At 67.2% G+C, this 25,103-nt stretch carries 22 protein-coding genes, 1 tRNA gene and 1 pseudogene; 2 read left to right on the forward strand and 22 right to left on the reverse strand.

The features are described 5' to 3' along the window. The 22 genes and pseudogenes from nuoN to tsaD form a co-directional block, all read right to left on the reverse strand. Entirely contained in the window at positions 1-1,512 is a 1,512-nt protein-coding gene (nuoN, locus tag H537_RS0108135) for an NADH-quinone oxidoreductase subunit NuoN (RefSeq protein ID WP_028997507.1), read from the reverse strand. Between the two features lie 94 nt (positions 1,513-1,606). Continuing rightward, positions 1,607-3,076 (reverse strand): annotated as a pseudogene (locus tag H537_RS41845) (NADH-quinone oxidoreductase subunit M); the annotation flags it as partial. Between the two features lie 21 nt (positions 3,077-3,097). Next, positions 3,098-5,143 carry an NADH-quinone oxidoreductase subunit L gene (gene nuoL / locus H537_RS0108145; RefSeq protein ID WP_028997508.1) on the reverse strand — a complete coding sequence of 682 codons (2,046 nt, stop codon included), beginning with the start codon at positions 5,141-5,143 and terminating at the stop codon, positions 3,098-3,100. A 20-nt stretch (positions 5,144-5,163) separates the two neighbouring features. Next, entirely contained in the window at positions 5,164-5,481 is a 318-nt protein-coding gene (nuoK, locus tag H537_RS0108150; RefSeq protein ID WP_028997509.1) for an NADH-quinone oxidoreductase subunit NuoK, read from the reverse strand. Beyond that, entirely contained in the window at positions 5,478-6,104 is a 627-nt protein-coding gene (locus H537_RS0108155; RefSeq protein ID WP_028997510.1) for an NADH-quinone oxidoreductase subunit J, read from the reverse strand. The genes nuoK and H537_RS0108155 overlap by 4 nt, the downstream gene beginning before the upstream one ends. 87 nt (positions 6,105-6,191) lie before the next feature. After that, the gene (gene nuoI / locus H537_RS52470; RefSeq protein WP_028997511.1) at positions 6,192-6,680 is read right to left on the reverse strand and encodes an NADH-quinone oxidoreductase subunit NuoI; all 489 of its coding nucleotides are present in this window, start codon (positions 6,678-6,680) and stop codon (positions 6,192-6,194) included. A gap of 3 nt (positions 6,681-6,683) precedes the next feature. Further along, positions 6,684-7,745 (reverse strand): NADH-quinone oxidoreductase subunit NuoH, encoded by a 1,062-nt coding sequence (gene nuoH, locus H537_RS0108165; RefSeq protein ID WP_028997512.1) that lies wholly within the window; start codon positions 7,743-7,745, stop codon positions 6,684-6,686. 10 nt (positions 7,746-7,755) lie between these two features. After that, the gene (gene nuoG, locus H537_RS0108170) at positions 7,756-10,086 is read right to left on the reverse strand and encodes an NADH-quinone oxidoreductase subunit NuoG (protein WP_028997513.1); all 2,331 of its coding nucleotides are present in this window, start codon (positions 10,084-10,086) and stop codon (positions 7,756-7,758) included. Positions 10,087-10,174: 88 nt separating this feature from the next. Beyond that, positions 10,175-11,515, reverse strand: coding sequence for an NADH-quinone oxidoreductase subunit NuoF (gene nuoF / locus H537_RS0108175; protein WP_028997514.1), 1,341 nt, complete (start codon positions 11,513-11,515; stop codon positions 10,175-10,177). A 5-nt stretch (positions 11,516-11,520) separates the two neighbouring features. Then, a complete protein-coding gene (locus H537_RS0108180) occupies positions 11,521-12,018 on the reverse strand; it encodes an NADH-quinone oxidoreductase subunit NuoE family protein (RefSeq protein ID WP_028997515.1) in 498 nt (165 codons plus the stop codon). Then, a complete protein-coding gene (locus tag H537_RS0108185; protein WP_028997516.1) occupies positions 12,015-13,268 on the reverse strand; it encodes an NADH-quinone oxidoreductase subunit D in 1,254 nt (417 codons plus the stop codon). The genes H537_RS0108180 and H537_RS0108185 overlap by 4 nt, the downstream gene beginning before the upstream one ends. 10 nt (positions 13,269-13,278) lie before the next feature. Beyond that, entirely contained in the window at positions 13,279-13,878 is a 600-nt protein-coding gene (locus tag H537_RS0108190; protein ID WP_028997517.1) for an NADH-quinone oxidoreductase subunit C, read from the reverse strand. Positions 13,879-13,904: 26 nt separating this feature from the next. Beyond that, positions 13,905-14,381 (reverse strand): NuoB/complex I 20 kDa subunit family protein, encoded by a 477-nt coding sequence (locus tag H537_RS0108195; RefSeq protein ID WP_028997518.1) that lies wholly within the window; start codon positions 14,379-14,381, stop codon positions 13,905-13,907. A 44-nt stretch (positions 14,382-14,425) separates the two neighbouring features. Then, the gene (locus tag H537_RS0108200) at positions 14,426-14,785 is read right to left on the reverse strand and encodes an NADH-quinone oxidoreductase subunit A (protein ID WP_028997519.1); all 360 of its coding nucleotides are present in this window, start codon (positions 14,783-14,785) and stop codon (positions 14,426-14,428) included. A gap of 181 nt (positions 14,786-14,966) precedes the next feature. Further along, positions 14,967-15,051: transfer RNA gene (locus tag H537_RS0108205), tRNA-Leu, on the reverse strand. A gap of 293 nt (positions 15,052-15,344) precedes the next feature. Further along, positions 15,345-15,770, reverse strand: coding sequence for a preprotein translocase subunit SecG (secG, locus tag H537_RS0108210; protein ID WP_028997520.1), 426 nt, complete (start codon positions 15,768-15,770; stop codon positions 15,345-15,347). A gap of 28 nt (positions 15,771-15,798) precedes the next feature. Next, on the reverse strand, positions 15,799-16,545 hold the full coding sequence (tpiA, locus tag H537_RS0108215) for a triose-phosphate isomerase (RefSeq protein WP_028997521.1): 747 nt from the start codon (positions 16,543-16,545) through the stop codon (positions 15,799-15,801). Positions 16,546-16,553: 8 nt separating this feature from the next. Beyond that, complete coding sequence (locus H537_RS0108220) at positions 16,554-17,540, reverse strand: NAD(P)H-quinone oxidoreductase (protein ID WP_028997522.1); 987 nt, start codon at positions 17,538-17,540, stop codon at positions 16,554-16,556. 5 nt (positions 17,541-17,545) lie between these two features. Continuing rightward, a complete protein-coding gene (gene pnp / locus H537_RS0108225; protein ID WP_028997523.1) occupies positions 17,546-19,858 on the reverse strand; it encodes a polyribonucleotide nucleotidyltransferase in 2,313 nt (770 codons plus the stop codon). Positions 19,859-20,061: 203 nt separating this feature from the next. Continuing rightward, the gene (rpsO, locus tag H537_RS0108230) at positions 20,062-20,331 is read right to left on the reverse strand and encodes a 30S ribosomal protein S15 (RefSeq protein WP_028997524.1); all 270 of its coding nucleotides are present in this window, start codon (positions 20,329-20,331) and stop codon (positions 20,062-20,064) included. 166 nt (positions 20,332-20,497) lie between these two features. Continuing rightward, positions 20,498-21,682: a pyridoxal phosphate-dependent aminotransferase gene (locus tag H537_RS0108235; RefSeq protein WP_375136315.1), complete on the reverse strand. Its 1,185-nt coding sequence runs from the start codon at positions 21,680-21,682 to the stop codon at positions 20,498-20,500. An 80-nt stretch (positions 21,683-21,762) separates the two neighbouring features. Next, positions 21,763-22,797, reverse strand: a complete 1,035-nt coding sequence (gene tsaD / locus H537_RS0108240; RefSeq protein ID WP_028997526.1) for a tRNA (adenosine(37)-N6)-threonylcarbamoyltransferase complex transferase subunit TsaD — start codon at positions 22,795-22,797, stop codon at positions 21,763-21,765. Between the two features lie 68 nt (positions 22,798-22,865). Between tsaD and H537_RS0108245 the strand changes: the two genes are divergently transcribed. After that, positions 22,866-23,498: an ANTAR domain-containing response regulator gene (locus H537_RS0108245; RefSeq protein WP_028997527.1), complete on the forward strand. Its 633-nt coding sequence runs from the start codon at positions 22,866-22,868 to the stop codon at positions 23,496-23,498. Between the two features lie 335 nt (positions 23,499-23,833). Then, positions 23,834-25,081 carry a CmpA/NrtA family ABC transporter substrate-binding protein gene (locus tag H537_RS0108250; RefSeq protein WP_238446635.1) on the forward strand — a complete coding sequence of 416 codons (1,248 nt, stop codon included), beginning with the start codon at positions 23,834-23,836 and terminating at the stop codon, positions 25,079-25,081. Positions 25,082-25,103: the final 22 nt, after the last annotated feature.

Consider the following 25,103-nt stretch of genomic DNA (forward strand, 5'->3'; position numbering starts at 1 on the left):
TCAGGTCGCCAGCGCCTTGACGATGACGTCGCGGCACAGGGCCATCAGGCCGCTGGGCAGCAGGCCCAGGACCAGCACGGCGGCGCCGTTGACGGCCAGCAGCGCACGGGCGCCCGCGGGGCCGGTGATCTGCACGCTCTCGACGGGCTCGTCGAAGTACATGACCTTCACGACGCGCAGGTAGTAGAAGGCGCCGATCAGCGACAGCACAACCGCCACCACGGCCAGCGTGATGTAGGCCGCTTCGCCCGTCGTCACCAGCGCCTGCAGCACGGCGAGCTTGGCGTAGAAGCCCACCGTCGGCGGGATGCCGGCCAGCGAGAACATCACGATCAGCATCACGCCGGCCATCCAGGGGCTGCGCTTGCCCAAGCCCGCCAGGTCCTTGATCTCCTCGGCCTCGAAGCCCTGGCGCGCCAGCAGCATGATCAGGCCGAAGCTCGCCAGCGTGGTGAGCACGTAGGTGATCAGGTAGAACAGCGCGGAGCTGTAGCCGTTGGCCGCCGAGACGGTGTTGCCGCCGACGACGGTGGGCGTGAGGCCCAGCAGCATGAAGCCCAGCTGCGCGATGGTCGAGTAGGCCAGCAGCCGCTTGAGGTTGGTCTGCGCGATGGCGGCCAGGTTGCCGATCACCAGTGAAGCCACGGCCAGCACGATCAGCATCTGCTGCCAGTCGCGCGCCAGGCCGTTCATGCCCTCGTGCAGCAGGCGGATGGTGATGCCGAAGGCAGCCAGCTTCGGCGCGCCGGCGATGAGCAGCGTCACGGCCGTCGGAGCGCCCTGGTACACGTCGGGAACCCACATGTGGAAGGGCACCACGCCGAGCTTGAAGGCCAGGCCCGCCACGATGAACACCAGGCCGAAGGTCAGCACGTCGCGGTTGATGCGGCCGCCCTGGATGGCGTCGAACACGCCACCGATCTCCAGCGTGCCGGTGGCACCGTACATCATGGACAGGCCATAGAGCAGGAAGCCGCTGGCCAGTGCGCCCAGCACGAAGTACTTCATGGCCGCCTCGGTGGCGACGGCATGGTCGCGGCGCAGCGCCACCAGGGCGTACAGCGACAGCGTCATCAGCTCCAGGCCCAGGTAGATCACCAGGAAGTTGTTGGCCGAGAGCATGACCAGCACGCCCAGCAGCGACAGCATCGACAGCGAGAAGAACTCGCCCTTGAGCATGTCGCGCGAGCCGATGTAGGGCTGCGCATAGGCCAGCGTCGCCATCAGGGTCAGCGTGGCGCAGACCGCCAGCAGCCGGCCCATCGGGTCGGCCACCACCATCTGCTGCATGCCGTACATGCTGGTGAGGCCGTTGCCCAGCTGCTCGGCCTGCATCATGGCGCCGAGCTGGTCGACCTGGATGAAGGCCACCACCGCCAGCGACAGCTGCGACAGCCAGAAGGTCGGACGGCGTCGCTCGTCCTTGACGAAGAGGTCCGCCAGCGCGACCACACAGGCCATCACCAGCAGCACGATCTCAGGCTGGACTACCAGCCAGTTCATCGGATTCATGTTGTGAAGACTCCCGTGCGGCTCAGTTCGGCTTGGCGGCGTCGGCCACCGTGGCGTCGGTGGCTTGACCTTCAGTCTGGGCGGTGGCGTTGCCCAGCTTGGGGGTGGCGACGTGCGCCAGCAGCTGGTTCACCGACACGTGCATCGAATCGGTGAAGGGCTTCGGATAGAGGCCCATCCACAGCGTGGCGACCGCCAGCACGCCCAGCATCGCGAACTCGCGCACGCTGAGGTCGGAGAGCGTGCGCACGTCGTCGTTGGTCACGTCGCCGAAGTAGACGCGCTTGAACATCCACAGCGTGTAGGCGGCGCCCGAGATCAGCGCGGTCGCGGCGAGCATGCCCAGCCAGAAGTTGGCCTTGACCGTGCCCAGGATCACCATCCACTCGCCCACGAAGCCGCCGGTGCCCGGCAGGCCGCAGTTGGCCATGGAGAACAGCAGCGCGAAGGCGGCGAACTTGGGCATGGTGTTGACCACGCCACCGTAGGAGGCGATCTCACGCGAGTGCACGCGGTCGTAGAGCACGCCGATGCACAGGAACATCGCGCCCGAGACGAAGCCGTGGCTGATCATCTGCACCAGGCCGCCGGAGACGCCCAGCTCGTTGAAGATGAAGAAGCCCAGGGTCACGAAGCCCATGTGCGCGATGGACGAGTAGGCCACCAGCTTCTTCATGTCGTTCTGCACCAGCGCAACCAGGCCGATGTAGATCACCGCCGTGAGGCTCAGCGCGATGATGAACCAGTCGTACTCGCGCGCCGCATCGGGGGCGATGGGCATGGAGAAGCGCAGGAAGCCGTAGGCGCCGAGCTTCAGCATGATCGCCGCCAGCACCACCGAACCACCGGTAGGCGCCTCGACGTGCGCGTCGGGCAGCCAGGTGTGCACCGGCCACATCGGCACCTTCACCGAGAAAGCGGCGAAGAACGCAAAGAACAGCAGCGTCTGGGCCGACAGCGGCAGCGGCAGCTTGTGCCAGTCCAGGATGTTGAAGCTGCCACCCGACTTGTAGTACAGGTAGATCAGCGCGATCAGCATCAGCAGCGAACCGGCCAGCGTGTACAGGAAGAACTTGAAGGCCGCGTACACCCGGCGCGGGCCGCCCCACACGCCGATGATGATGTACATCGGGATCAGCGTGGCTTCGAAGAAGACGTAGAACAGCAGCCCGTCCAGCGCCGAGAACACGCCGATCATCAGGCCCGAGAGGATCAGGAACGCGCCCATGTACTGGTTCACGCGCTCGGTGATGACCTCCCAGCCCGCCATCACCACGATCACCGTGATGAACGCGGTCAGCGGCACGAACCACAGCGAGATGCCGTCCAGGCCCAGGTGGTAGAAGACATTGAAGCGCTCGATCCAGGGCGCGCGCTCAACGAACTGCATCGCGGCCGTCGTGTTGTCGAAGCCCGACAGCAGCGGCAGCGTGACCAGGAAGCCCGCGATCGAACCCAGCAGTGCCAGCCAGCGCACCGTGTTCGCCTGTTCGTCCCGACCCAATGCCAGCAGCACGGCGCCTACGACGACCGGCAGCCAGATGGCAACACTCAACAATCCCATCGTTATTCTCCGCCCTGCCTATCAACGCCCGAAGAGGCTCGTCAGCTGGGGCCACAGCTGCCACGTCATCAGCCCGAACACGCCCAGGATCATGACCAGCGCGTACCAGTAGAGGTAGCCGGTCTGCACCAGACGCACGACGCCCGCGATACCCCCGACGGCCTTGGCCGAACCGTTGATGACGGCACCGTCGATGATTCCCTGGTCACCACCCTTCCACAGGCCCTTGCCCAGCAGGCGCGCGCCGGCGGCGATCACGTGCTCGTTGAAGGCGTCCATGAAGTACTTGTTTTCCAGGATCGTGTAGATCGGGCTCGCCACGCGCCGGATGGCGGCGGGGATGGCGGGAGCAATCATGTAGAACACGTAGGACGTCACCACACCGGCCAGGGCCAGCAGGAAGGGCAGCGAGGTCAGCGCGTGCGAGGCCATGCCCATCGCGCCGTGGAACTCGTGCGCCAGCTCTTCCATCGCCGGGTGCTTCTCCAGGTCGATGAAGATCGCGTCCTTGAAGAAGTCGCCGTACAGCAGCGGCTCGATGGTCAGGTAGCCGATGATCACCGACGGGATGGCCAGCAGCAGCAGCGGCAGCGTCACGACCCAGGGCGACTCGTGCGGCTTCTGCCCCGGCGCCAGGCCGTGGTGGTGGTCGTCCGACGGCTCCTCGTCGTGGTGGTCGCCATGGTGGTCATGGTGAGCCTGGCCGAAGCGCTCCTTGCCGTGGAAGACCAGGAAGTACATGCGGAACGAGTAGAACGCCGTCACGAACACGCCGGCCAGCACCGCGAAGTTCGCGAAGCCCGCGCCCGGCAGGTGGCTGGCGTGAACGGCCTCGATGATGCTGTCCTTGGAGTAGAAGCCCGAGAACAGCGGCGTGCCGATCAGCGCCAGCGAGCCCAGCAGCGAGGTGATCCAGGTGATGGGCATGTACTTGCGCAGCCCGCCCATGTTGCGGATGTCCTGGTCATGGTGCATGCCCATGATCACCGAGCCCGCGCCCAGGAACAGCAGTGCCTTGAAGAACGCGTGCGTCATCAGGTGGAACACCGCCACCGAGTAGGCCGACACGCCCAGCGCCACCGTCATGTAGCCCAGCTGCGACAGCGTGGAGTACGCAACGACCCGCTTGATGTCGTTCTGGATGATGCCCAGGAAGCCCATGAACAGCGCGGTGATCGAGCCGATGACCAGCACGAAGTTCAGCGCGGTGTCCGACAGCTCGAACAGCGGCGACATGCGCGTGACCATGAAGATGCCGGCCGTCACCATAGTGGCGGCGTGGATCAGCGCGGAGATCGGCGTGGGGCCTTCCATCGAGTCGGGCAGCCACACGTGCAGCGGGAACTGCGCGCTCTTGCCCATGGCGCCGATGAACAGGCAGATGCACGCCACCGTGATCAGCATCCAGTCGGTGCCCGGGAAGCTCAGCTTGGCCAGCTCGTCGGCCTTGGCGAAGGTTTCGCCGTAGTTGAGCGTGCCGGCGTAGGCAGCCAGCAGGCCGATGCCCAGGATGAAGCCGAAGTCACCCACGCGGTTGACCAGGAACGCCTTCATGTTGGCGAAGATCGCCGTGGGCCGCGTGTACCAGAAGCCGATCAGCAGGTAGCTCACCAGGCCCACCGCTTCCCAGCCGAAGAACAGCTGCAGGAAGTTGTTGCTCATGACCAGCATGAGCATCGAGAAGGTGAACAGCGAGATGTACGAGAAGAAGCGCTGGTAGCCCGGGTCCTCGTGCATGTAGCCGATGGTGTAGATGTGCACCATCAGCGACACGAAGGTCACCACGCACATCATCATCGCGGTGAGGCCGTCGACCAGGAAGCCGACTTCCATCTTCAGGTCGCCGAGCACCATCCACTCGTAGATGGTCTCGTTGAAGCGCGCGCCGGCGATGACGTCGCGCAGCACCAGCGCCGAGATGATGAAGGAGATCAGCACCCCGAGGATGGTGATCACGTGGGCGCCGCGGCGGCCGACGGCTCGGCCGGCCATGCCGGCCACGATGGAGCCCACGAGGGGCGCCAGCGGCACGACCAGCAGCAGGTTCTTGGACAGTTCTGCAGACATTTGTTGTAGGCCTTCCCGCGTCAACCCTTGAGCGTGTCGAGCTCTTCCACTGCGATCGTGGCGCGGTTGCGGAACAGCACCACCAGGATCGCCAGGCCGATGGCCGACTCAGCGGCCGCCACGGTCAGGATGAAGAACACGAAGACTTGGCCCGCCATGTCGCCCAGGTAGTGCGAGAAGGCGACGAAGTTGAGGTTGACGGCCAGCAGCATCAGCTCGATGGCCATCAGCAGCACGATCAGGTTGCGGCGGTTGAGGAAAATGCCGATCACCGACAGCGCGAACAGGATCGCGCCCAGCGACAGGTAGTGCCCCAGCGTGATGGATCCGAGATTCATGCCTTGCCCTCCTCCGCGGCGTTCTTGGCCTGCACCACCGGCGGCATCTGCACGATGCGCAGGCGGTCGCTCTTCTTCACGCGCACCTGCTCCGACGGGTTGAGGTAGCGCGAGTCCTTGCGGCGGCGCAGCGTCAGCGCGATGGCCGCCACGATGGCCACCAGCAGCAGCACGGCCGCAATCTGCAGCGGGTACAGGTAGTGGGTGTAGATCTCGATGCCCAGCAGCTTGGTGTTGCCCAGCTCGGCCAGCTTCGGATCCACCGCCGCAGCCTCGGGCACGTTGAAGCCGCTGGTCAGCACCAGCGCCATCTCCAGCGCGATGAGCGCACCCACCAGGCCCGCGATGGGAAAGTGCTTCCAGAAGTTGTGCCGGAAGGCATCGGTGTTGATGTCGAGCATCATCACCACGAAGAGGAACAGCACCATGACGGCGCCCACGTACACGAGCACCAGCGTGATGGCGAGGAACTCGGCCTTGAGCAGCATCCACACGCACGAGGCGGTGAAGAACGCCAGCACCAGGTACAGGGCGGAGTGCACCGTGTCGCGCGCCGTGATCACGGCGAAGGACGCCAGCAGCAACACTGTGGCGAAGAGGTAGAACAGAGCGGTCGTGGTCATGTCGTTGGACGCTTGAGACACGCGGGCACGCGCACCACCCTCACGCATGCGGCTTGCGCATGCGTGCCGGCGGCACGTCGTGGGCCGTCAGCGGTAGCGGGCGTCGGCCTCCTTGTTGGCTGCGATCTCGCGCTCGTAGCGGTCGCCGACCGCCAGCAGCATGTCCTTGGTGTAGTACAGGTCGCCGCGCTTCTCGCCGTGGTACTCGAGGATGTGCGTCTCGACGATGGAATCCACCGGGCAGCTTTCCTCGCAGAAGCCGCAGAAGATGCACTTGGTCAGGTCGATGTCGTAGCGCGTGGTGCGGCGGCTGCCGTCCTCGCGCACGTCCGACTCGATCGTGATGGCCATGGCCGGGCACACCGCCTCGCACAGCTTGCAGGCGATGCAGCGCTCCTCGCCGTTCTCATAGCGGCGCAGCGCATGCAGGCCGCGGAAGCGCGGAGACAGGGGCGTCTTTTCCTCGGGGAACTGGACCGTGATGGTCTTGGAGAGGAAGTGGCGCCCGGTCAGGGCCATGCCCTTGAACAGCTCAAGGAGCAGGAAGCTTGAAAAGAAGTCCTTGACAGCAGACATGGCTCAATTCCAGATGTTCCAGGGCGATTGGATCCACAGACCCACGACCAGCAGCCACACCAGGGTGACCGGGATGAAGATCTTCCAGCCCAGGCGCATGATCTGGTCGTAGCGGAAGCGGGGGAACGTGGCGCGCACCCACAGGAACATCGTCACCACGACGAAGACCTTGGCAGCGAGCCAGATCCAGCCCGGGATCCAGTCGAGCGCGCTGACCGGCGACAGCCAGCCGCCCAGGAACATGATCACGGCCAGCGTGGAGACCAAGATCATGTTGGCGTACTCGGCCAGGAAGAACATGGCGAAGCTCATGCCCGAGTACTCGATCATGTGACCGGCCACGATTTCCGATTCGCCCTCAACCACGTCGAAGGGATGGCGGTTGGTCTCAGCCAAGCCGGAGATGAAGTACACGACGAAGATCGGCAGCAGCGGCAGCCAGTTCCAGGACAGGAAGCTCAGGCCCATGCCGGCGAAACGGCCCTTGTCCTGCGACATCACCACGTCGGTCATGTTCAGGCTGCCGGTCACCATCAGCACCACCACCAGCGCGAAGCCCATGGCGATCTCGTAGCTCACCATCTGCGCCGAGGCACGCAGCGCGCCCAGGAAGGCGTACTTCGAGTTAGAGGCCCAGCCGGCGATAATCACGCCATACACCTCCAGCGAGGTGATGGCCATCAGGAACAGCAGGCCAGCGTTGACGTTGGCCAGCGCCACGTCGGGACCGAAAGGCACCACGGCCCAGGCCGCCAGCGCGGGCATGATGGTCATGATCGGGCCCAGGAAGAACAGGCCCTTGTTGGCGGCGGTCGGGCGGATGATCTCCTTGAAGATCAGCTTGACCGCGTCGGCGATCGGCTGCAGCAGGCCCAGCGGACCGACGCGGTTGGGACCCGGACGGATCTGCGACCAGCCGATGGCCTTGCGCTCCCACAGCGTCAGGTAGGCCACGCAGCCCAGCAGCGGCAGCACCACCACCACGATCTTGAGCAGCGACCACACCACCAGCCACAGGCCGGTGCCCAGCGTGGCATTGCCGAATTGGTTGAGGGAATCGATCATCGCGTCGTCCTCAAATCTTCTGCACAGTGATGGCACCGAACATGGCGCCCAGCGTGGCGGTGTCAGGATGCGCCGCGCTCACGCGCACGGCGTTCGGGGCCAGCGTGGCGTCCTCGCGGGCCGGCAGCTCGGCGCTGACGCTGCCCTGGGTCACGCGCACGCGCTGGCCCTCGGCGAGACCCAGTGCCTGCCACAGCGCGCTGGGCAGACCCACCACCGGCGGACGGGCATCGGCGGTCAGCTGCAACGGACCGGAGCGGCGCACCAGCATGTCGGCACCATAGATGGGCACGTCGGCGATGCGCTCGAACAGGCCCGGCGTGGCGGTCGCGGTGCTGGCCGGCAGTTGCGCGCTGCTGCGGTTGGACAGCTTGGCGGCAATGCCGCTGCCGTCGCCCACCGCCTCGGCGCGCACTTCCTCGGCGCTTTCCTGGTTGAAGCCGTCCAGCCCCAGCAGGTTGCCCAGCACGCGCAGCACCTTCCAGGCCGGACGCGTCTCGCCCACGGGCTTGACCACGCCGAAGAAGCTCTGCAGACGGCCTTCGGCATTGACGAAGCTGCCGGCGGTCTCGGCGAAAGGCGCGATGGGCAGCAGCACATCGGCGTTGGGCACCGCGGCGTCCTTGAACGCGGTGAGCGCCACCACCAGGCCGGAGCCTTCCAGCGCCGCGGTGGCCGCGGCGGCGTCGGCAGCGTCCCACACCGGCTCGGTATTGAGCAGCAGCAGCGCCTTCATCGGTTGCGACAGCATCTGGCCGGCGTTGAGGCCGCCCTGCTTCGGCATCGCGCCCACGAGCTGCGCGCCCACGGTGTTGGCGGCCTCGGTGAGGTAGCCGACCTTGGCGCCGGTGTGCTCGGCGATCCAGCTGGCCAGCTTCAGCAGCGTCGAGGCCTGCGGATGCTGCGCGGCAGCGTTGCCCAGCAGCACGGCCTTGTTGTGGCCCGACAGCAGCGACTCGGCCACGGCGCGCGCGGCTTCGGTCGCCTCGGCCTTGACCGGCGCGGCCACGCCGGCGCTGGCGGCCACGGCGGCGGCCACCTCGGCCAGTGCCTGCACCCAGCCGCTCGGCGCAGCCGTGATGTGGTTGTCCACGGGGAGCAGCCAGTCGTTCTTGAGCGCGTGCAGGCTGCTGATCTGGGCGCCGTGGCGGGCGGCCTGGCGCAGGCGCTGCGCGAACAGCGGGTGGTCCTTGCGCAGGAAGGAACCGACCACGAAGGCGCGGTCCAGTGTCGAGAGCTCGGCGATGGGCATGCCCAGCCAGCGCGCGGTGCCCGGTGCGTCCACGTTGCCGAAGTCGGCGTGGCGCGTGCGGTAGTCGATGTTGTCGCTGCCCAGGCCGCGCACCAGCTCGGCCAGCAGGTGCAGCTCTTCCACCGTGCTGTGCGCGGAGCCGATGGCGCCGATGCCCTGGGCACCGAACTGGGCCTTGACCTGCTTGAGGCCGTTGGCGACGAACTCCAGCGCCGTGGTCCAGTCCACGGTCTTCCACTCGCCGCCCTGCTTGATCATCGGGGCGGTCAGGCGCGCGGTGCTGTTGAGGGCGTCGTAGCTGAAGCGGTCGCGGTCGGCCAGCCAGCACTCGTTGACGGCCTCGTTTTCCAGCGGCAGCACGCGCTTGACCTGGTTGGCCTTGACCTGGACGATCAGGTTGGCGCCGGTGCTGTCATGCGGGCTCACGCTCTTGCGGCGCGACAGCTCCCAGGTGCGGGCGCTGTAGCGGAAGGGCTTGCTGGTGAGCGCGCCGACCGGGCACAGGTCGATCATGTTGCCCGAGAGCTCGGAGTCCACCGTCTGGCCGACGAAGGTCGTGATCTCGGCGTGCTCGCCACGGTGCAGCATGCCCAGTTCCATCACGCCGGCCATTTCCTGGCCGAAGCGCACGCAACGGGTGCAGTGGATGCAGCGCGTCATCTCCTCCATGGAGATCAGCGGGCCCACGTCCTTGTGGAACACCACGCGCTTTTCCTCGGCGTAGCGCGAGGACGAGCCACCGTAGCCCACGGCCAGGTCCTGCAGCTGGCACTCGCCGCCCTGGTCGCAGATCGGGCAGTCCAGCGGGTGGTTGATGAGGAGGAACTCCATCACCGACTGCTGAGCCTTGATCGCCTTGTCGCTCTTGGTGCGCACGATCATGCCCTGCGTCACGGGCGTGGCGCAGGCAGGCAGCGGCTTGGGAGCCTTCTCCACTTCCACCAGGCACATGCGGCAGTTGGCCGCGATGCTGAGCTTCTTGTGGTAGCAGAAGTGCGGGATGTAGGTGCCGGCGGCCTCGGCCGCATGCATCACCATGCTGCCTTCGGCTACGCTGACCTTCTTGCCGTCGAGTTCGATTTCAACCATGGCTTCTCTTGGCGAAGACCCCCTGGCGCGCAGCGGGCGCCCAAGGGCGCCCGGGGGGTTCAAAGGTGCTTCACCTTGCAGTTGTGTCTCAGGCCCCGCCCACCAGGCAGCGCTTGTTTTCGACGTGGTACGCGAATTCGTCGCGGAAATGCTTGAGCATCGCGCGCACCGGCATCGCCGCAGCGTCGCCCAGCGCGCAGATGGTTCGGCCCTGGATGTTGTCGGCCACCGAGTTCAGCAGGTCCAGGTCGTCCATGCGGCCCTTGCCGTGCTCGATGCGGTCCACCACGCGCCACAGCCAGCCCGTGCCCTCGCGGCAGGGCGTGCACTGGCCGCAGCTCTCGTGCTGGTAGAAGTAGGACAGGCGCAGCAGGCTCTTGACCATGCAACGGCTGTCGTCCATCACGATGACGGCGCCCGAGCCCAGCATGGAGCCGGCCTTGGCGATGGAGTCATAGTCCAGCGTGCAGTCCATCATGATGTTCGCCGGCAGCACCGGCGACGAGGACCCGCCCGGGATCACGGCCTTGAGCTTGCGGCCCTTGGTCACCCCACCGGCCATCTCCAGCAGCGTCGCGAAGGGCGTGCCCATCGGGACCTCGAAGTTGCCCGGCTCGTTCACGTCGCCGACCACCGAGAAGATCTTGGTGCCGCCGTTGTTGGGCTTGCCGACTTCGAGGTAGGCCTGGCCGCCGTTGCGGATGATCCAGGGCACCGCGCCGAAGGTCTCGGTGTTGTTGATGGTGGTGGGCTTGCCGTAGAGGCCGAAGCTCGCCGGGAACGGCGGCTTGAAGCGCGGCTGGCCCTTCTTGCCCTCGATCGACTCGATCAGCGCCGTTTCCTCGCCGCAGATGTAGGCGCCGAAACCGTGGTGGGCGAAAAGGTCGAAGCTAAAGCCGCTGCCCAGGATCTTCTCACCCAGGAAGCCAGCGGCACGGGCCTCGGCCAGCGCCTCCTCGAAGCGCTCGTAGACCTCGAAGATCTCGCCGTGGATATAGTTGTAGCCGCGACCGATGCCCATCGCGTAGGCGGCGATGGCCATGCCCTCGATGACGATGTGCGGGTTGTAGCGCAGGATGTCGCGGTCCTTGCAGGTGCCCGGCTCGCCCTCGTCGGAGTTGCACACCAGGTACTTGGGGCCCGGGAACGCCCGCGGCATGAAGCTCCACTTCAGGCCGGTGGGGAAGCCCGCACCGCCGCGGCCGCGCAGGCCCGAGGCCTTGACCTCGGCGATGACCTGCTCCGGCGTCATGCCCGCGCCGCCATCGAGGCCCAGCACCTTCTTCAGGGCCTGGTAGCCGCCGCGGGCCACGTAGTCCTTGAGGCGCCAGTTGCTGCCGTCCAGACCGGCGTAGATCTGGGGCTGGATGTGGCGGCCGTGGAAGCAGGTCTCGCGGCCGGTCGCCTGGAATTTCGAGAGGTCGAGCATGCGGTTCACCCCTGCGCCTTGAGCGTGTCGACCAGCTCGTCCAGGCGCTCGTTGCTCATGTAGCTCAGCATCTGACGGTCATTGACCAGCATCACCGGCGCGTCGGCGCAGGCGCCCAGGCACTCGCACTTCTGGACCGTGATGAGGCCGTCGGCAGTGGTGCCGCCCTCCTCCACGCCCAGCTTCTGGCACAGGTGCTCCAGCGCACCCTGGCCGTTGCGCAGCTGGCACGGCAGGTTGGTGCAGACGTTGAGCTTGTACTTGCCCAGCTTCTGCTGGTTGTACATGTTGTAGAAGGTCGTGACCTCGCGCACCGCGATGGGTGCCATGGCCAGATACTCGGCGATGGCCGCCTCGGCCTCGGCCGACACCCAGCCCTGCTCCTGCTGCACGATGGACAGGCAGGCCATGACGGCCGACTGCTGCAGCCCCGCGGGGTACTTGGCGACCTCGCGCGCGAAGCGCTCCAGCGTGGCGGGCGCGAAGAAGGATTGCGAACTCATCGATCGATCTCGCCAAAAACAATGTCCATGGTGCCGATCACCGCCACGGCGTCAGCGATCATGTGGCCGCGGGCCATCTCGTCCAGCGCGGACAGGTGCACGAACCCGGGCGCGCGGATCTTCATGCGATAGGGCTTGTTGGCGCCGTCGCTGATGAAGTAGATGCCGAACTCGCCCTTGGGATGCTCCACCGCCGCGTAGGCCTCGCCCTCGGGCACGTGGAAGCCCTCGGTGAAGAGCTTGAAGTGGTGGATCAGCTCTTCCATGTTGGACTTCATGTCCACGCGCGGAGGCGGCGCCACCTTGTGGTTGTCCGTGATCACCGGGCCGGGGTTGGCCTTGAGCCACTTCACGCACTGCTGGATGATCTTGTTGGCCTCGCGCATCTCCTGCACGCGCACCAGGTAACGGTCGTAGGTGTCGCCGTTGGTGCCCACCGGGACGTTGAAGTCCACCTGGTCGTACACGTCGTAGGGCTGCGTCTTGCGCAGGTCCCACGCGATGCCGGAGCCGCGCAGCATGGCGCCGGTGAAGCCCATGTTCAGCGCGCGCTCGGGGCTGACCACACCGACGCCCACGGTGCGCTGCTTCCAGATCCGGTTGTCGGTCAGCAGCGTCTCGTAGTCGTCGACGTTCTTGGGGAAGCGGCTGCAGAAGTCCTCGATGAAATCCAGCATCGAGCCCTGGCGGTTCTCGTTGAGCTTGGAAATCGCCTTGGCGTTGCGGATCTTCGAGGCCTTGTACTGCGGCATGCTGTCGGGCAGGTCGCGGTAGACGCCGCCCGGACGGAAGTAGGCCGCGTGCATGCGCGCGCCCGACACCGCCTCGTACATGTCGAAGATGTCCTCACGCTCGCGGAAGCAGTAGATGAGGATGTTCATCGCGCCGCAGTCCAGCCCGTGGCAGCCCAGCCACAGCAGGTGGTTCAGCAGCCGGGTGAGCTCGGCGAACATCACGCGGATGTACTGCGCGCGCAGCGGCACCTCGATGCCCAGCAGCTTTTCAATCGCCAGGCAGTACGCGTGCTCGTTGGACATCATCGAGACGTAGTCCAGCCGGTCCATGTAGGGCAGCGACTGGATGTAGGTCTTGGTCTCGGCCAGCTTCTCGGTGGCGCGGTGCAGCAGACCGATGTGGGGGTCGGCGCGCTGGATCACCTCGCCGTCGAGCTCCAGCACCAGGCGAAGCACGCCGTGGGCAGCCGGGTGCTGCGGGCCGAAGTTCAGGGTGTAGTTCTTGATCTCTGCCATGGCGCGTTGTTCAGTGCAGGCCGCCGTAGTTCTCTTCGCGGATGATCCGCGGCGTGATCTCGCGCGGCTCGATCGTCACGGGCTGGTAGATGACGCGCTTGGTCTCGGGGTCGTAGCGCATCTCCACGTGGCCGGAGATCGGGAAGTCCTTGCGGAACGGGTGGCCGATGAAGCCGTAGTCGGTGAGCAGGCGACGCAGGTCCTCGTGGCCGTCGAAGACGATGCCGTAGAGGTCGAAGGCCTCGCGCTCGAACCAGTTCGCCGCGCTCCACACCTCGGTGACGGAGGGAACCACGGGCAGGTCGTCGTCGGGCGCAAACACCTTCACGCGCACGCGCCAGTTCAGGCTCACCGAGAGCAGGTGCAGCACCACGCAGAAGCGCGGGCCGTCCCACGGCTGGTCCTTGTAGGTGGAGTAGTCCACGCCGCACAGGTCGATGAGCTGCTCGAACTTGAGTTGCCCATCGTCACGCAGCACGCGCACCACGCCCGCGTAGTCGGCGGCCGAGACGGTGATGGTGATCTCGCCGCGATCACGCTTGATGGCCTTGATCCGGCCGCCCAGCGCGGCATCCAGCGCCGACTGCAGGTTGTCGAGAGAAGTGGTCATGCGGTTCTAGCTCGCCGGGCGCGCCTTCAGCGCGCGATCGTGTTTTCGCGCCGGATCTTGGCCTGCAGCTGCAGGATGCCGTAGAGCAGCGCCTCGGCCGTGGGCGGGCAGCCCGGCACGTAGACGTCCACCGGCACGATGCGGTCGCAACCACGCACCACCGAGTAGCTGTAGTGGTAGTAGCCGCCGCCGTTGGCGCAGGTGCCCATGGACAGCACCCAGCGCGGCTCGGCCATCTGGTCATAGACCTTGCGCAGCGCCGGCGCCATCTTGTTGCACAGCGTGCCCGCGACGATCATCAGATCGCTCTGGCGCGGGCTGGGACGGAACAGCATGCCGAAGCGGTCGATGTCGTAGCGCGCGGCACCCGCGTGCATCATCTCCACCGCACAACACGCCAGGCCGAAGGTCATGGGCCACAGCGAGCCCGTCTTCGACCAGTTGATCAGCTTGTCCACCGAGGTGGTGACGAAGCCTTCCTTGAGAACGCCTTCGATGCCCATGGGGTCAGTCCGTCAATGTCCTATTGCCGAGCGAAATTCCAGGCTCATTCCCAATCCAGGGCGCCCTTTTTCCACTCGTAGATGAAGCCAACCACCAGGATGGTCAAGAACACCATCATGGCCACGAAACCTGACACGCCGATTTCGCGCAGCGAGACCGCCCACGGAAAGAGGAACGCAATCTCGAGGTCGAACAGGATGAAGAGAATGGCCACCAGGTAGTAGCGCACGTCAAACTTCATGCGCGCGTCTTCGAAAGCTTCGAAGCCGCACTCGTACGGCGAGTTCTTCTGCGCGTCGGGTCGATTCGGCCCCATCAGGAAGCCGAGAACCTGGGGCACGACCCCGATCCCTACACCGACCAGGATGAACAGAATGACGGGCAGGTATTGCTGCAGGTCCATGTGCGTGCTGAGCTGGTTGGGTGGGTGGGTGGGTGACGACAAAAAGCGACCAGAAAAAAAGCGCGCCCACAGCAGCCTTGATGGACTGCCTGCCGAGCGCGCCTGCGGGTTCCCTGCTCTGGTTCAGGGCGCCTTGCAAGGCGCCTACTCAGAACCTTGCAGAGAGGTCGAGAAAAATGTCTGGTGCCGACGGCGAGACTCGAACTCGCACAGCTTTCGCCACTACCCCCTCAAGATAGCGTGTCTACCAATTTCACCACGTCGGCCTTGTCAGGCACTGCTCGACTTGCTTGAGGCATTGCTTGTCGGCAGACCTGCATTCTATACCAGTTTTCCCTCATTCGAGGGACTTCCCGGAGTTTTTTGCTGGCTCGCTCGGTGAGCCAGTGCGCCCTTCCCTCCAGAGCGCAACCGAGCCCTTTCGGGTCGGCCAATTCCACGCCTAGGGCGCAGAACTCACACCTTAGAGGGTGTGCTTTTCATGCCGCTGACACAGCGCCTTTTAGCGGGCTTGCAGCCCGCACCGAGCGGGACTGCAAGCGGCTGACAAGCTGAGCAATCAGCGCGCCGGCGCCGCGTCCGAAGCCACAGGCGCAGGTGCAGGCACCGCCGGCGCCGCAACACCCGGGATGGCACCGGGAACGGCACCCGGGATCTGCACAGGCGCCGAGGCCGCAGGCGCGCTGGCCGCAGGCACCGCACGGTCAAGTACGCTGCCGCCGCTGTTGGCCGCCGGCTCGGCACCGCGGTAGTTCGACAGGTAAGCCAGCGCCAGCGTGCACACGAAGAACACGGTGGCGCACAAGGCGGTGGACCGCGACAGGAAGTTGGCACTGCCCGTGGCACCGAAGAGGCTGCCCGAGGCGCCACTGCCGAAGGAGGCGCCCATGTCGGCGCCCTTGCCGTGCTGCACCAGCACCAGGCCGATCATGGCCACGGCCGCCAGCAGTTGCACCGCCAGGACGATGTTGAACCAGATTTGCATAGATCTCTCGTTGTTCCGATGCGCGCCTTCAGTCCCCGGCGCGGCAGATGGCGGCGAAGTCCGCCGCCTTCAGCGCGGCACCGCCGATGAGGCCGCCGTCGATGTCGGGCTGCGCGAACAGCTGCACGGCGTTGTCGGGCTTGACGCTGCCGCCGTAGAGCAGCCGCATCTCGCCGGCGCGCGGCGTGGCAGCTTGCAGTTGCGCGCGCAGCAATGCATGCACTTCCTGCGCCTGCTCGGGCGTTGCGGTCTTGCCGGTGCCGATGGCCCACACCGGCTCATAAGCCACCACCATCTCGGCCACGCAGTGGCCCAGGGTGTGGATCACGGCCGAGAGCTGGCGCTTGACCACCGAGGCCGTCTCGCCGGCCTCGCGCTGGGCCAGCGTCTCGCCCACGCACACGATGGGCGTGACGCCGTGGGCCAGCGCAACGCGCGCCTTGTCCGCCACGAGCTGGTCGCTCTCGGCGTGGTAGGCGCGGCGCTCGGAGTGGCCCACGATCACGTAGCGGCAGCCGAACTCACGCAGCATCGGCGCCGACACCTCGCCGGTGTAGGCACCCTGCTCGTGCGCAGAGCAGTCCTGCGCACCCCAGCGGATGTCGCTGGAAGCCAGCGTGACGGCGGTCTCGGACAGGAAAGGGAACGGCACGCACACCGCCACGTCGCAGCCGAAGGGACGCGCGGCCAGCACGCCCTCCAGCAGCTCGGCGTTGGCCTTGTGGCTGCCGTGCATCTTCCAGTTCCCCACCACCAGCTTGCGTCTAGAAGTCATTTTTCTGTTCACCAAGTCAGAACGATCTTGCCCACGTGCGTGCTCGATTCCATGAGCGCATGGGCGTCGGCCGCCTGTGCAGCCTCGAACACCTTGTGGATCACGGGCTTCACCTGCCCGGCCTCGATCAGCGGCCACACCCTGGCGCGCAGTGCCGCGGCCAGCTGCGCCTTGTAGGCCACGCTGCGCGCGCGCAGCGTGGAGCCCGTGATCTGCAGCCGCTTGCGCAGCACCAGTCCGGCGTCGATGGCGCTCTTCGTGCCGCCCTGCACCGCGATGATCGACAGCCGCCCGTCTTCCGCCAGGCACTGCAGCTCACGGCCCACGTAGTCGCCGGCCACCATGTCCAGCACCACGTCCACGCCGCGCCCGCCGGTGAGGCGCTTGGCCTCCTCGATGAAGTCCTGCGTGCGGTAGTTGATGGCCGCGTCCGCACCCAGCGCCACGCAGGCGGCGCACTTGTCGTCGCTGCCGGCGGTGACGATGACCCGCGAGCCCAGCGCCTTGGCCAGCAGGATGGCCGTGACGCCGATCCCGCTGGAGCCGCCTTGCACCAGCAGCGTCTCGCCCGGCTGCAGTCGCGCGATCTCGAACACGTTCTGCCATACCGTGAAGAAGGTCTCCGGCAGCGCCGCAGCCTCCACGTCGGACAGCGCCGCAGGCGCGGGCAGCACCTGCGCGATGGGCGCCACACACAGCTCGGCATAGCCGCCGCCGGCCACCAGCGCGCACACGCGGTCGCCCAGCTTCAGGCCAGCGGCCGCGAGCTCGGCCGGATCGCCACCCGCCACCGTGCCGGCGACCTCCAGACCCGGCAGGTCGGAGGCGCCCGGAGGCGGCGGATAGTGGCCCTTGCGCTGCACCACGTCAGGACGGTTGACGCCCGAGGCGCTCACCCGCACCAGCAGCTCGCCGGCGGCGGGCACCGGGTCGGGCCGCGTCGTCAGACGCAGCACCTCGGGCCCGCCGAACTGGCCGATCTCGACGGCACGCATGGCGCTTACTCGGGCTGCTGCTCGCCCACCTGCGGCTGCACCGCCGCCGGCTGCTGAGGCTGCTGAGGCTGTTGCGGCTGTTCGCCGAAGCCGCCAGCGCCCTCGGGACGCGGCTCGCGCGGCTCACGCGGCTCGCGGCGCGGCGGGCGGTCGCCGTACTCGCGGCGCGGCGGACGGTCGCCGTACTCGCGGCGCGGACGGTCCTCGTCCGCCGGCATGCCTTCCGGACGCTCCAGCAGCGCCTTCATGGACAGCTTCACGCGGCCCTTGTCGTCCGTCTCCAGCACCTTGACCTTCACCACCTGGCCTTCGGTCAGGAAGTCGGTGACCTTCTCCACGCGCTGGTGCGCGATCTGGCTGATGTGCAGCAGGCCGTCCTTGCCCGGCAGCACGTTCACCAGGGCGCCGAAGTCCAGGATCTTGGTGACCGGGCCTTCGTAGATCTTGCCCACCTCGACCTCGGCCGTGATCTCCTCGATGCGCTTCTTGGCGAACTCGGCGCGCTCGGCATCGGTGGAGGCGATGGTGATGGTGCCGTCCTCGGCGATGTCGATCTGCGTACCGGTTTCCTCGGTCAGCGCGCGGATGGTGGCGCCGCCCTTGCCGATCACGTCGCGGATCTTCTCGGGGTTGATCTTGAGCGTGTACAGGCGCGGGGCGAACTGCGACACGTCCTCGCGCGCGCCGCCCACGGCTTCCTGCATCTTGCCCAGGATGTGCAGGCGCGCTTCCTTGGCCTGCGCCAGGGCGACCTGCATGATCTCCTTGGTGATGCCCTGGATCTTGATGTCCATCTGCAGCGCGGTAATGCCGCTGGTGGTGCCCGCCACCTTGAAGTCCATGTCGCCGAGGTGATCCTCGTCACCCAGGATGTCGGTCAGCACCGCGAAGCGGTTGGCTTCCTTGATCAGGCCCATGGCGATGCCCGCGACGTGCGCCTTCATCGGCACGCCGGCGTCCATCAGGCTCAGGCAGCCGCCGCACACCGAGGCCATCGACGAGGAGCCGTTGCTCTCGGTGATCTCGGACACCACGCGGATGGTGTAGGGGAAGTCGTCCTTGCTCGGCAGCGCGGCGACCAGCGCGCGCTTGGCCAGGCGGCCGTGACCGATCTCGCGGCGCTTGGGGCTGCCCACGCGGCCCGTCTCGCCGGTGGCGAACGGGGGCATGTTGTAGTGCAGCATGAAGCGCTCTTCGAACTCGCCGGCCAGCGCGTCGATGCGCTGCGCGTCGCGCTCGGTGCCCAGCGTGGCGGCCACCAGGGCCTGCGTCTCGCCGCGGGTGAACAGCGCCGAGCCGTGGGTGCGCGGCAGTACGCCGGTGCGGATCTCGATCGGGCGCACCGTGCGGGTGTCGCGGCCGTCGATGCGCGGCTCGCCGTTGAGGATCTGGGTGCGCACCAGGCGCGCCTCGATGTCGAACAGCAGCGACTCGACCTTGACCTCGTCGAAGGCCACGCCCTGCGCCGCCAGCGCAGCCTTGACGCCGGCATAGGCCTCGCGCGTGGCCTGGGTGCGTGCCTGCTTGGAACGGATCTGGTAGGCGGCGCGCAGCGGCTCCTCGGCCAGGGCCGTGACCTTGGCGATGAAGTCCTCGTCCTTGGCCGGCGGCTGCCAGCTCCACTCGGGCTTGCCAGCCTCGCGCACCAGCTCGTTAATGGCGGCGATGGCCACCTTGCCCTGCTCGTGGCCGAAGACCACGGCGCCCAGCATCACCTCCTCGCTGAGCATGTCGGCCTCGGACTCCACCATCAGCACGGCGGCCTCGGTGCCGGCGACCACCAGGTCCATCTTGGACGTGGTCAGCTGTTCCTTGCTCGGGTTGAGGACGTACTCGCCGTTGGCGTAGCCCACGCGGGCGGCGCCGATCGGGCCGTTGAACGGGATGCCGCTGATGGCCAGCGCGGCGCTGGCGCCGATCATCGCCGGGATGTCGGCCGCCACTTCCGGGTTCAGCGACAGCACGTGGATGACCACCTGCACCTCGTTGTAGAACCCTTCAGGGAACAGCGGGCGGATCGGGCGGTCGATGAGGCGGCTGGTCAGCGTCTCCAGCTCGCTGGGACGGCCCTCGCGCTTGAAGAAGCTGCCCGGGATCTTGCCGGCGGCGTAGGTCTTCTCGATGTAGTCGACCGTCAGCGGGAAGAAGTCCTGGCCGGGCTTGGCGTTCTTGGCGGCCACGACGGTGGCCAGCACCACGGTGTCTTCCATGTTGACGATGACGGCGCCGCCGGACTGGCGGGCGATCTCGCCGGTCTCCAGCGTGACGCTGTGCTGTCCCCACTGGAACGTCTTGGTGACCTTGTTGAACAGGCTCATTGTTTTCTCCGGAAATTCGGCACGCTTGGTCGGTGGTGCCTGGGGACCGGGAGTATCGAGGACGGGGCGGATGCCATTCCAGCGAGGCTGCAGCAAGCCGCAGCCCCCCTGGAATGACACATCAACGCCGGTTTCCTCAGCTCTCCAAAGACAAAGAGCCTGTGCTGCGGCTGCAGTACAGGCTCCCGTCATTCATGCAAGGCTTACTTGCGCAGGCCCAGCTTCTGGATCAGCGCCACGTAGCGGTCGGCGTCCTTGCTCTTCAGATAGGACAGCAGGCGCTTGCGCTGGTTGACCATCTTGAGCAGACCGCGGCGGCCGTGGTGGTCCTTGGCGTGGGTCTTGAAGTGGGGCGTCAGCTCGTTGATGCGAGCCGTCAGCAGGGCGACCTGGACTTCGGGAGAACCGGTGTCCGCGGGGCCGCGGGCGTTGGCGGCGACGATGTCGGCCGTCTTGATGTCAGCAACTGCCATGAGTGGAGTTTCCTGTGCTGGAAACCGGGGCACAGGCCTGGCTCAGGCCGCCGCGGTTTCCGGGTTACTTGCGGTCGCGGGTGAAACCGACCCACGCCGTGCTCTTGGTGTCTCCGCGCCCATTTCCGCACTGCATGCAATGCGGACAAACGCGCGAAGCCTCCGATTATAGGTCAAGCGCCCCGGCCAGCCGCTGCACGCCCAGCCGCAGCCGCTCAAGGTCTTTGGAGGCGAAGCACCAGCGCAGCCAGCCCTCGCCCTCCGCGCCGAAGGCCGAGCCCGGCGCCAGCCCCAGCCCGTGCTCGGCCACCAGGCGCTTGGCGAAGGCCAGCGAATCGTCCTGCCCCTCGACGCGGAAGAAGGCGTACAGGCCGCCCGGCGGCGGCGCCACCTCGATACCCGGCAGCGCCTGCAGCCCTTCCAGCAACGTGTCGCGCCCGGCCTTCAAGCGCGCCACCAGCCCCGGCACAAAGTCGTCGGCCATCGCCAGCGCCTGCAATGCGCCGCGCTGCACGAACACTGGCGCGCAGGAGCTGTTGAACTCCAGCAGCTTGCCCGTGGCCGCCAGCACCTCCCCGCCCGGGTCGCCCGGCAGCACCAGCCAGCCCAGCCGCCAGCCCGTCATGAGGAAGCTCTTGGAGAAGCTCTGCGTGACCACCAGCCGGTCCCCGGGCTCGGCGATGTCCAGGAAGCTGGGCGCGGCACGGCCCGCCTCGCTGCCCTCGCCCCACCACAGCCGCTCGTACACCTCGTCGGCCATGATCCAGGTGCCGGTGCGGCGGCAGTGGTCGAGGATCGCCTGCTGCTCCGCGCGCGACAGCGTCCAGCCCGTGGGGTTGTTGGGCGCGTTGACCAGCAGCGCGCGCGTGGCCGGCGTGATGGCGTCCAGCAGCTCCTGCAGGTCCAGCTTCCAGGCACCCTGCTGCGGATGCAGCGACACCCGCTTCACCCGCGCGCCCAGGATCTCCGGCTGCGCCGCGATGTTGGGCCAGACGGGCACCACAGCCACCACCTCGTCGCCCGCGGCCAGCAGCAGCTGCGCCGCAACCATCAGCGCGCTGACGCCGGCGCTGGTCACGGCGATGCGCTCCGCGCCCACCGGCGCGTGCAGCGCCGAGACGTAGCGCGCCAGCGCCTCGCGCACTTCGGGCAGGCCGAGGTTGTGGGCGTAGAAGGTCTCGCCGCGCGCCAGCGACGCCGCGGCGGCCTCGCGCACCTCGGCCGGCGTCACCTCGTCGCTCTCGCCGAACCAGAAGGCCAGCACGTCGGGACGGCCCAGGCCGGCGTTGGCCACCTCGCGGATCCGCGACGCCGGCAGCGCCGCCAGGGAAGAACGGATGTACTCGGGCATCGCAGGCACCTTGTCCGGTCGGACGGGAATGGAAGGAGGTCGAACGGGGTGCGAGGCAACGCGCCCCGCGCCTGTTGAGCTCAGGCCTCGGCCAGCGGCCAGCGCGGCTTCACGTCGAAGGCGTAGTCGTGCGCGGGCACGGCCCGGCCGCTCTGCAGCCGCATCGCGCCGGCCAGGGCGATCATGGCGCCGTTGTCGCTGCACAAATGCAGCTCGGGGTAGTGCACGCGCACGCCGACGCGGCGGCACAGGCTGTTGAGCCGCGTGCGCAGGGCGCGGTTGGCACCCACGCCGCCGGCCACCACCAGCCGCTTCAGCCCCGTGGCCTTGAGCGCCTTCATGGACTTGGCGCTCAGCACGTCGACGATGGCCTCCTGCGTGCTCGCCGCGAGGTCGGCCTTGGGCTGTTCGCACACGTCGGGGCCGAGCTTGCGCAGCTGCGTCATCACGGCCGTCTTCAGCCCGGCGAAGGAGAAGTCGAGGTTGCCGCTGTGCATCAGCGGCCGCGGCAGCTCGAAGGCCTCCGGGTTGCCGAACTCGGCCAGTCGCGACAGCGCCGGCCCACCCGGATAACCTAGGCCCAGCAGCTTGGCCGACTTGTCGAAGGCCTCGCCCGCGGCGTCGTCGATGGTCTCGCCCAGCAATTCGTACTCGCCCACGCCCTGCACGCGCATGAGCTGCGTGTGGCCGCCCGAGACCAGCAGCGCCACGAAGGGGAACTCGGGCGGGTCGTCGGAGAGGAACGGCGACAGCAGGTGCCCTTCGAGGTGGTGGATGCCCAGCGTCGGCTTGCCCAGCGCCGCGGCCAGGGCGCAGGCCACGCCCGCGCCGACCAGCAGCGCGCCCGCGAGGCCCGGGCCACGCGTGTAGGCGACCACGTCCACGTCCTCCAGGCTGCAGCCCGCGTCGACGAACACCTGGCGCGCCAGCGGCAGCACGCGGCGGATGTGGTCGCGCGAGGCCAGCTCCGGCACCACGCCGCCGTAGGCGCGGTGCATCTCGATCTGGCTGTGCAACGCGTGCGCGCGCAACCGGGGCACGCCGCCGTCGGGCGGCACCTGCACCAGCGCCACGCCCGTCTCGTCGCAGGAGGATTCGATTCCCAGCACATTCATGGTGCGGCAGTGTAGCCAGCGGGGCATTGGCGCACTTTCATGGCGTGAAGCTTGCAAGCCGGGGCGGCATGAAATCTTCGCAGGCCCTGCGCATCGTCATCGTCGCGCCTGACTCGCTGCATCCCGACCCGTCCGACGACGCCGCGATGGTCGAGGTCGAGCGCTCGCGCAGCCTGCGCATCGGGCTGCTGCAGCACGGCTACAACATCGTCGCGGTGCTGCCCATCGACCCCTTCCTGCCGGAGCGGCTGGCGCAGATCCAGCCCGACATGATCATCGTGGACGCCGAGAGCCAGGCGCGCGACACGCTGGAGCACGTCGTGATGGCCACGCGCGACGCGCGCCGGCCGATCGTGCTGTTCACCGACGACGAGGACACCTCGCACGTGGGCGACGCCATCGCCGCAGGCGTGACGGCCTACGTGGTGGCGGGACTGGCACCCGAGCGCATCAAGTCGGTGCTGGACGTCGCCATGGCGCGCTTCCGCCACGAGGAGGAGATGCGCCGCGAGCTGGCCGACGCCCGCAAGCAGCTCGACGAGCGCAAGCTCATCGAGCGCGCCAAGGGCCTGCTGATGAAGCGACAGGGCATCGACGAGGCGCAGGCCTACGCCCGGCTGCGCAAGACCGCCATGGACAAAGGCCTGAAGGTGGCCGAGGTGGCGCAGCGCATCATCGACGTGGCCGACCTGCTCGGCTGAGTTGCCCCCACGCCCCCAAAGCCTGGGCACCAAAGCAGCGCAGGCCGGAGGGCCTTGAAACCCGGCTTGGTGCACCCGGAACGCCAAAAGGCGGCATTCCGGGTCAATCACCTGGCACAGGGATTGCGACATGTACCGCGGGAAGTCAAAGGCGATCTCCCAAGGAATTTGAATGGCATCCGGCCAAGGTCGGTCGGAAGCGCCAACAGGACGACGGCGTCCCCATGCCCCGCGGCTGCACTGCAGCGCGGGTCACAGGGACGCCGCTTTTTTTTGCCCGCCGCAAAACCAACTGCCATCTGTAGGGACACCTGATGAACAAGGACGCGATCAACATGGGACGCCGCTCGATCGTCAAGGCCGCCGCCGCGACGGCCGCCACCGCTGCCACCACCGGCCTGATCCCGGGGCTGCAAGCCGCGGTCTACGCCGCCGGCTCCGACAAGCCGGAGAAGGAGGAAGTGCGCATCGGCTTCATCCCGCTGACCGACTGCGCCTCGGTGGTGATGGCCTCGGTGCTGGGCTTCGACAAGAAGTACGGCGTCAAGATCGTGCCGACCAAGGAAGCCTCCTGGGCCGGCGTGCGCGACAAGCTCGTCAACGGCGAGCTGGACATGGCGCACGTGCTCTACGGCCTGATCTACGGCGTGCACCTGGGCCTGGGCAGCCCCAAGAAGGACATGGCCGTGCTCATGGCGCTCAACAACAACGGCCAGGCCATCACGTTGTCCAAGGCGCTGGCCGACAAGGGCGCCGTGGATGGCCCCTCGCTGGCCAAGCTGATGGCCAAGGAGAAGCGCGAGTACACCTTCGCGGGCACGTTCCCGACCGGCACGCACGCGATGTGGATGCACTACTGGCTGGCCGCGGCGGGCATCAATCCGCTGTCCGGCGCCAAGCTCATCACGGTGCCGCCGCCGCAGATGGTGGCCAACATGCGCGTGGGCAACATGGACGGCTTCTGCGTGGGCGAGCCCTGGAACCACCGGGCCATCATGGACGGCATCGGCATCACCGCCAACACCACGCAGGACATCTGGAAGGACCACCCCGAGAAGGTCCTGGGCACCACGGGCGACTTCGTCAAGAAGTACCCCAACACCGCGCGCGCCGTGATGATGGCCGTGCTGGAGGCCGGCCGCTGGATCGACGCCAGCCTGCAGAACAAGATGAAGATGGCCGAGACGGTGGCCGAGAAGGCCTACATCAACACCAGCGTGGACGCCATCAACCAGCGCATCCTGGGCCGCTACCAGAACGGCCTGGGCAAGACCTGGGACGACCCCAACCACATGAAGTTCTTCAACGACGGCGCGGTGAACTTCCCGTACCTGTCCGACGGCATGTGGTTCCTCACCCAGCACAAGCGCTGGGGCCTGCTCAAGTCGCATCCGGACTACCTGGCCGTGGCCAAGCAGATCAACCAGGTGGACCTTTACCGGGAGGTGGCCTCGGCCATGAAGATCAGCGTGCCCAAGGACGTGATGCGCACCAGCAAGCTCATCGATGGTGTGGTGTGGGACGGCAAGGACCCGGCCAAGTACGCCGACGGCTTCCAGATCAAGGCCGTGGCCGCCGCCTGACGGCGCCGCCCCCAGCACCCTT

This window comes from Azohydromonas australica DSM 1124 (assembly GCF_000430725.1).
GTDB lineage: Bacteria > Pseudomonadota > Gammaproteobacteria > Burkholderiales > Burkholderiaceae_C > Azohydromonas > Azohydromonas australica.

Bases quoted from the DNA above. Each gene is read 5' to 3' on its own strand.
- nuoF (WP_028997514.1), bottom strand. From the start codon at position 11,515: ATGCTCGACCTCTCGAAATTCCAGGCGACCGGCCGCGAGACCTGCTTC.
- nuoK (WP_028997509.1), bottom strand. From the start codon at position 5,481: ATGAATCTCGGATCCATCACGCTGGGGCACTACCTGTCGCTGGGCGCG.
- H537_RS0108185 (WP_028997516.1), bottom strand. From the start codon at position 13,268: ATGGCAGAGATCAAGAACTACACCCTGAACTTCGGCCCGCAGCACCCG.
- nuoI (WP_028997511.1), bottom strand. From the start codon at position 6,680: ATGTCTGCTGTCAAGGACTTCTTTTCAAGCTTCCTGCTCCTTGAGCTG.
- nuoH (WP_028997512.1), bottom strand. From the start codon at position 7,745: ATGATCGATTCCCTCAACCAATTCGGCAATGCCACGCTGGGCACCGGC.
- rpsO (WP_028997524.1), bottom strand. From the start codon at position 20,331: ATGGCAGTTGCTGACATCAAGACGGCCGACATCGTCGCCGCCAACGCC.
- H537_RS0108195 (WP_028997518.1), bottom strand. From the start codon at position 14,381: ATGGGCATCGAAGGCGTTCTCAAGGAAGGCTTCGTCACCACCTCGGTG.
- nuoN (WP_028997507.1), bottom strand. From the start codon at position 1,512: ATGAATCCGATGAACTGGCTGGTAGTCCAGCCTGAGATCGTGCTGCTG.
- H537_RS0108220 (WP_028997522.1), bottom strand. From the start codon at position 17,540: ATGCGTGCCGTCGAGATCGGCCAGTTCGGCGGGCCCGAGGTGCTGCGT.
- nuoL (WP_028997508.1), bottom strand. From the start codon at position 5,143: ATGTCTGCAGAACTGTCCAAGAACCTGCTGCTGGTCGTGCCGCTGGCG.
- secG (WP_028997520.1), bottom strand. From the start codon at position 15,770: ATGCAAATCTGGTTCAACATCGTCCTGGCGGTGCAACTGCTGGCGGCC.
- pnp (WP_028997523.1), bottom strand. From the start codon at position 19,858: ATGAGCCTGTTCAACAAGGTCACCAAGACGTTCCAGTGGGGACAGCAC.
- tpiA (WP_028997521.1), bottom strand. From the start codon at position 16,545: ATGACTTCTAGACGCAAGCTGGTGGTGGGGAACTGGAAGATGCACGGC.
- H537_RS0108155 (WP_028997510.1), bottom strand. From the start codon at position 6,104: ATGACCACGACCGCTCTGTTCTACCTCTTCGCCACAGTGTTGCTGCTG.
- H537_RS0108180 (WP_028997515.1), bottom strand. From the start codon at position 12,018: ATGAGTTCGCAATCCTTCTTCGCGCCCGCCACGCTGGAGCGCTTCGCG.
- nuoG (WP_028997513.1), bottom strand. From the start codon at position 10,086: ATGGTTGAAATCGAACTCGACGGCAAGAAGGTCAGCGTAGCCGAAGGC.
- H537_RS0108200 (WP_028997519.1), bottom strand. From the start codon at position 14,785: ATGGACCTGCAGCAATACCTGCCCGTCATTCTGTTCATCCTGGTCGGT.
- H537_RS0108235 (WP_375136315.1), bottom strand. From the start codon at position 21,682: ATGCCCGAGTACATCCGTTCTTCCCTGGCGGCGCTGCCGGCGTCGCGG.
- H537_RS0108245 (WP_028997527.1), top strand. From the start codon at position 22,866: ATGAAATCTTCGCAGGCCCTGCGCATCGTCATCGTCGCGCCTGACTCG.
- H537_RS0108190 (WP_028997517.1), bottom strand. From the start codon at position 13,878: ATGACCACTTCTCTCGACAACCTGCAGTCGGCGCTGGATGCCGCGCTG.
- tsaD (WP_028997526.1), bottom strand. From the start codon at position 22,797: ATGAATGTGCTGGGAATCGAATCCTCCTGCGACGAGACGGGCGTGGCG.
- H537_RS0108250 (WP_238446635.1), top strand. From the start codon at position 23,834: ATGGGACGCCGCTCGATCGTCAAGGCCGCCGCCGCGACGGCCGCCACC.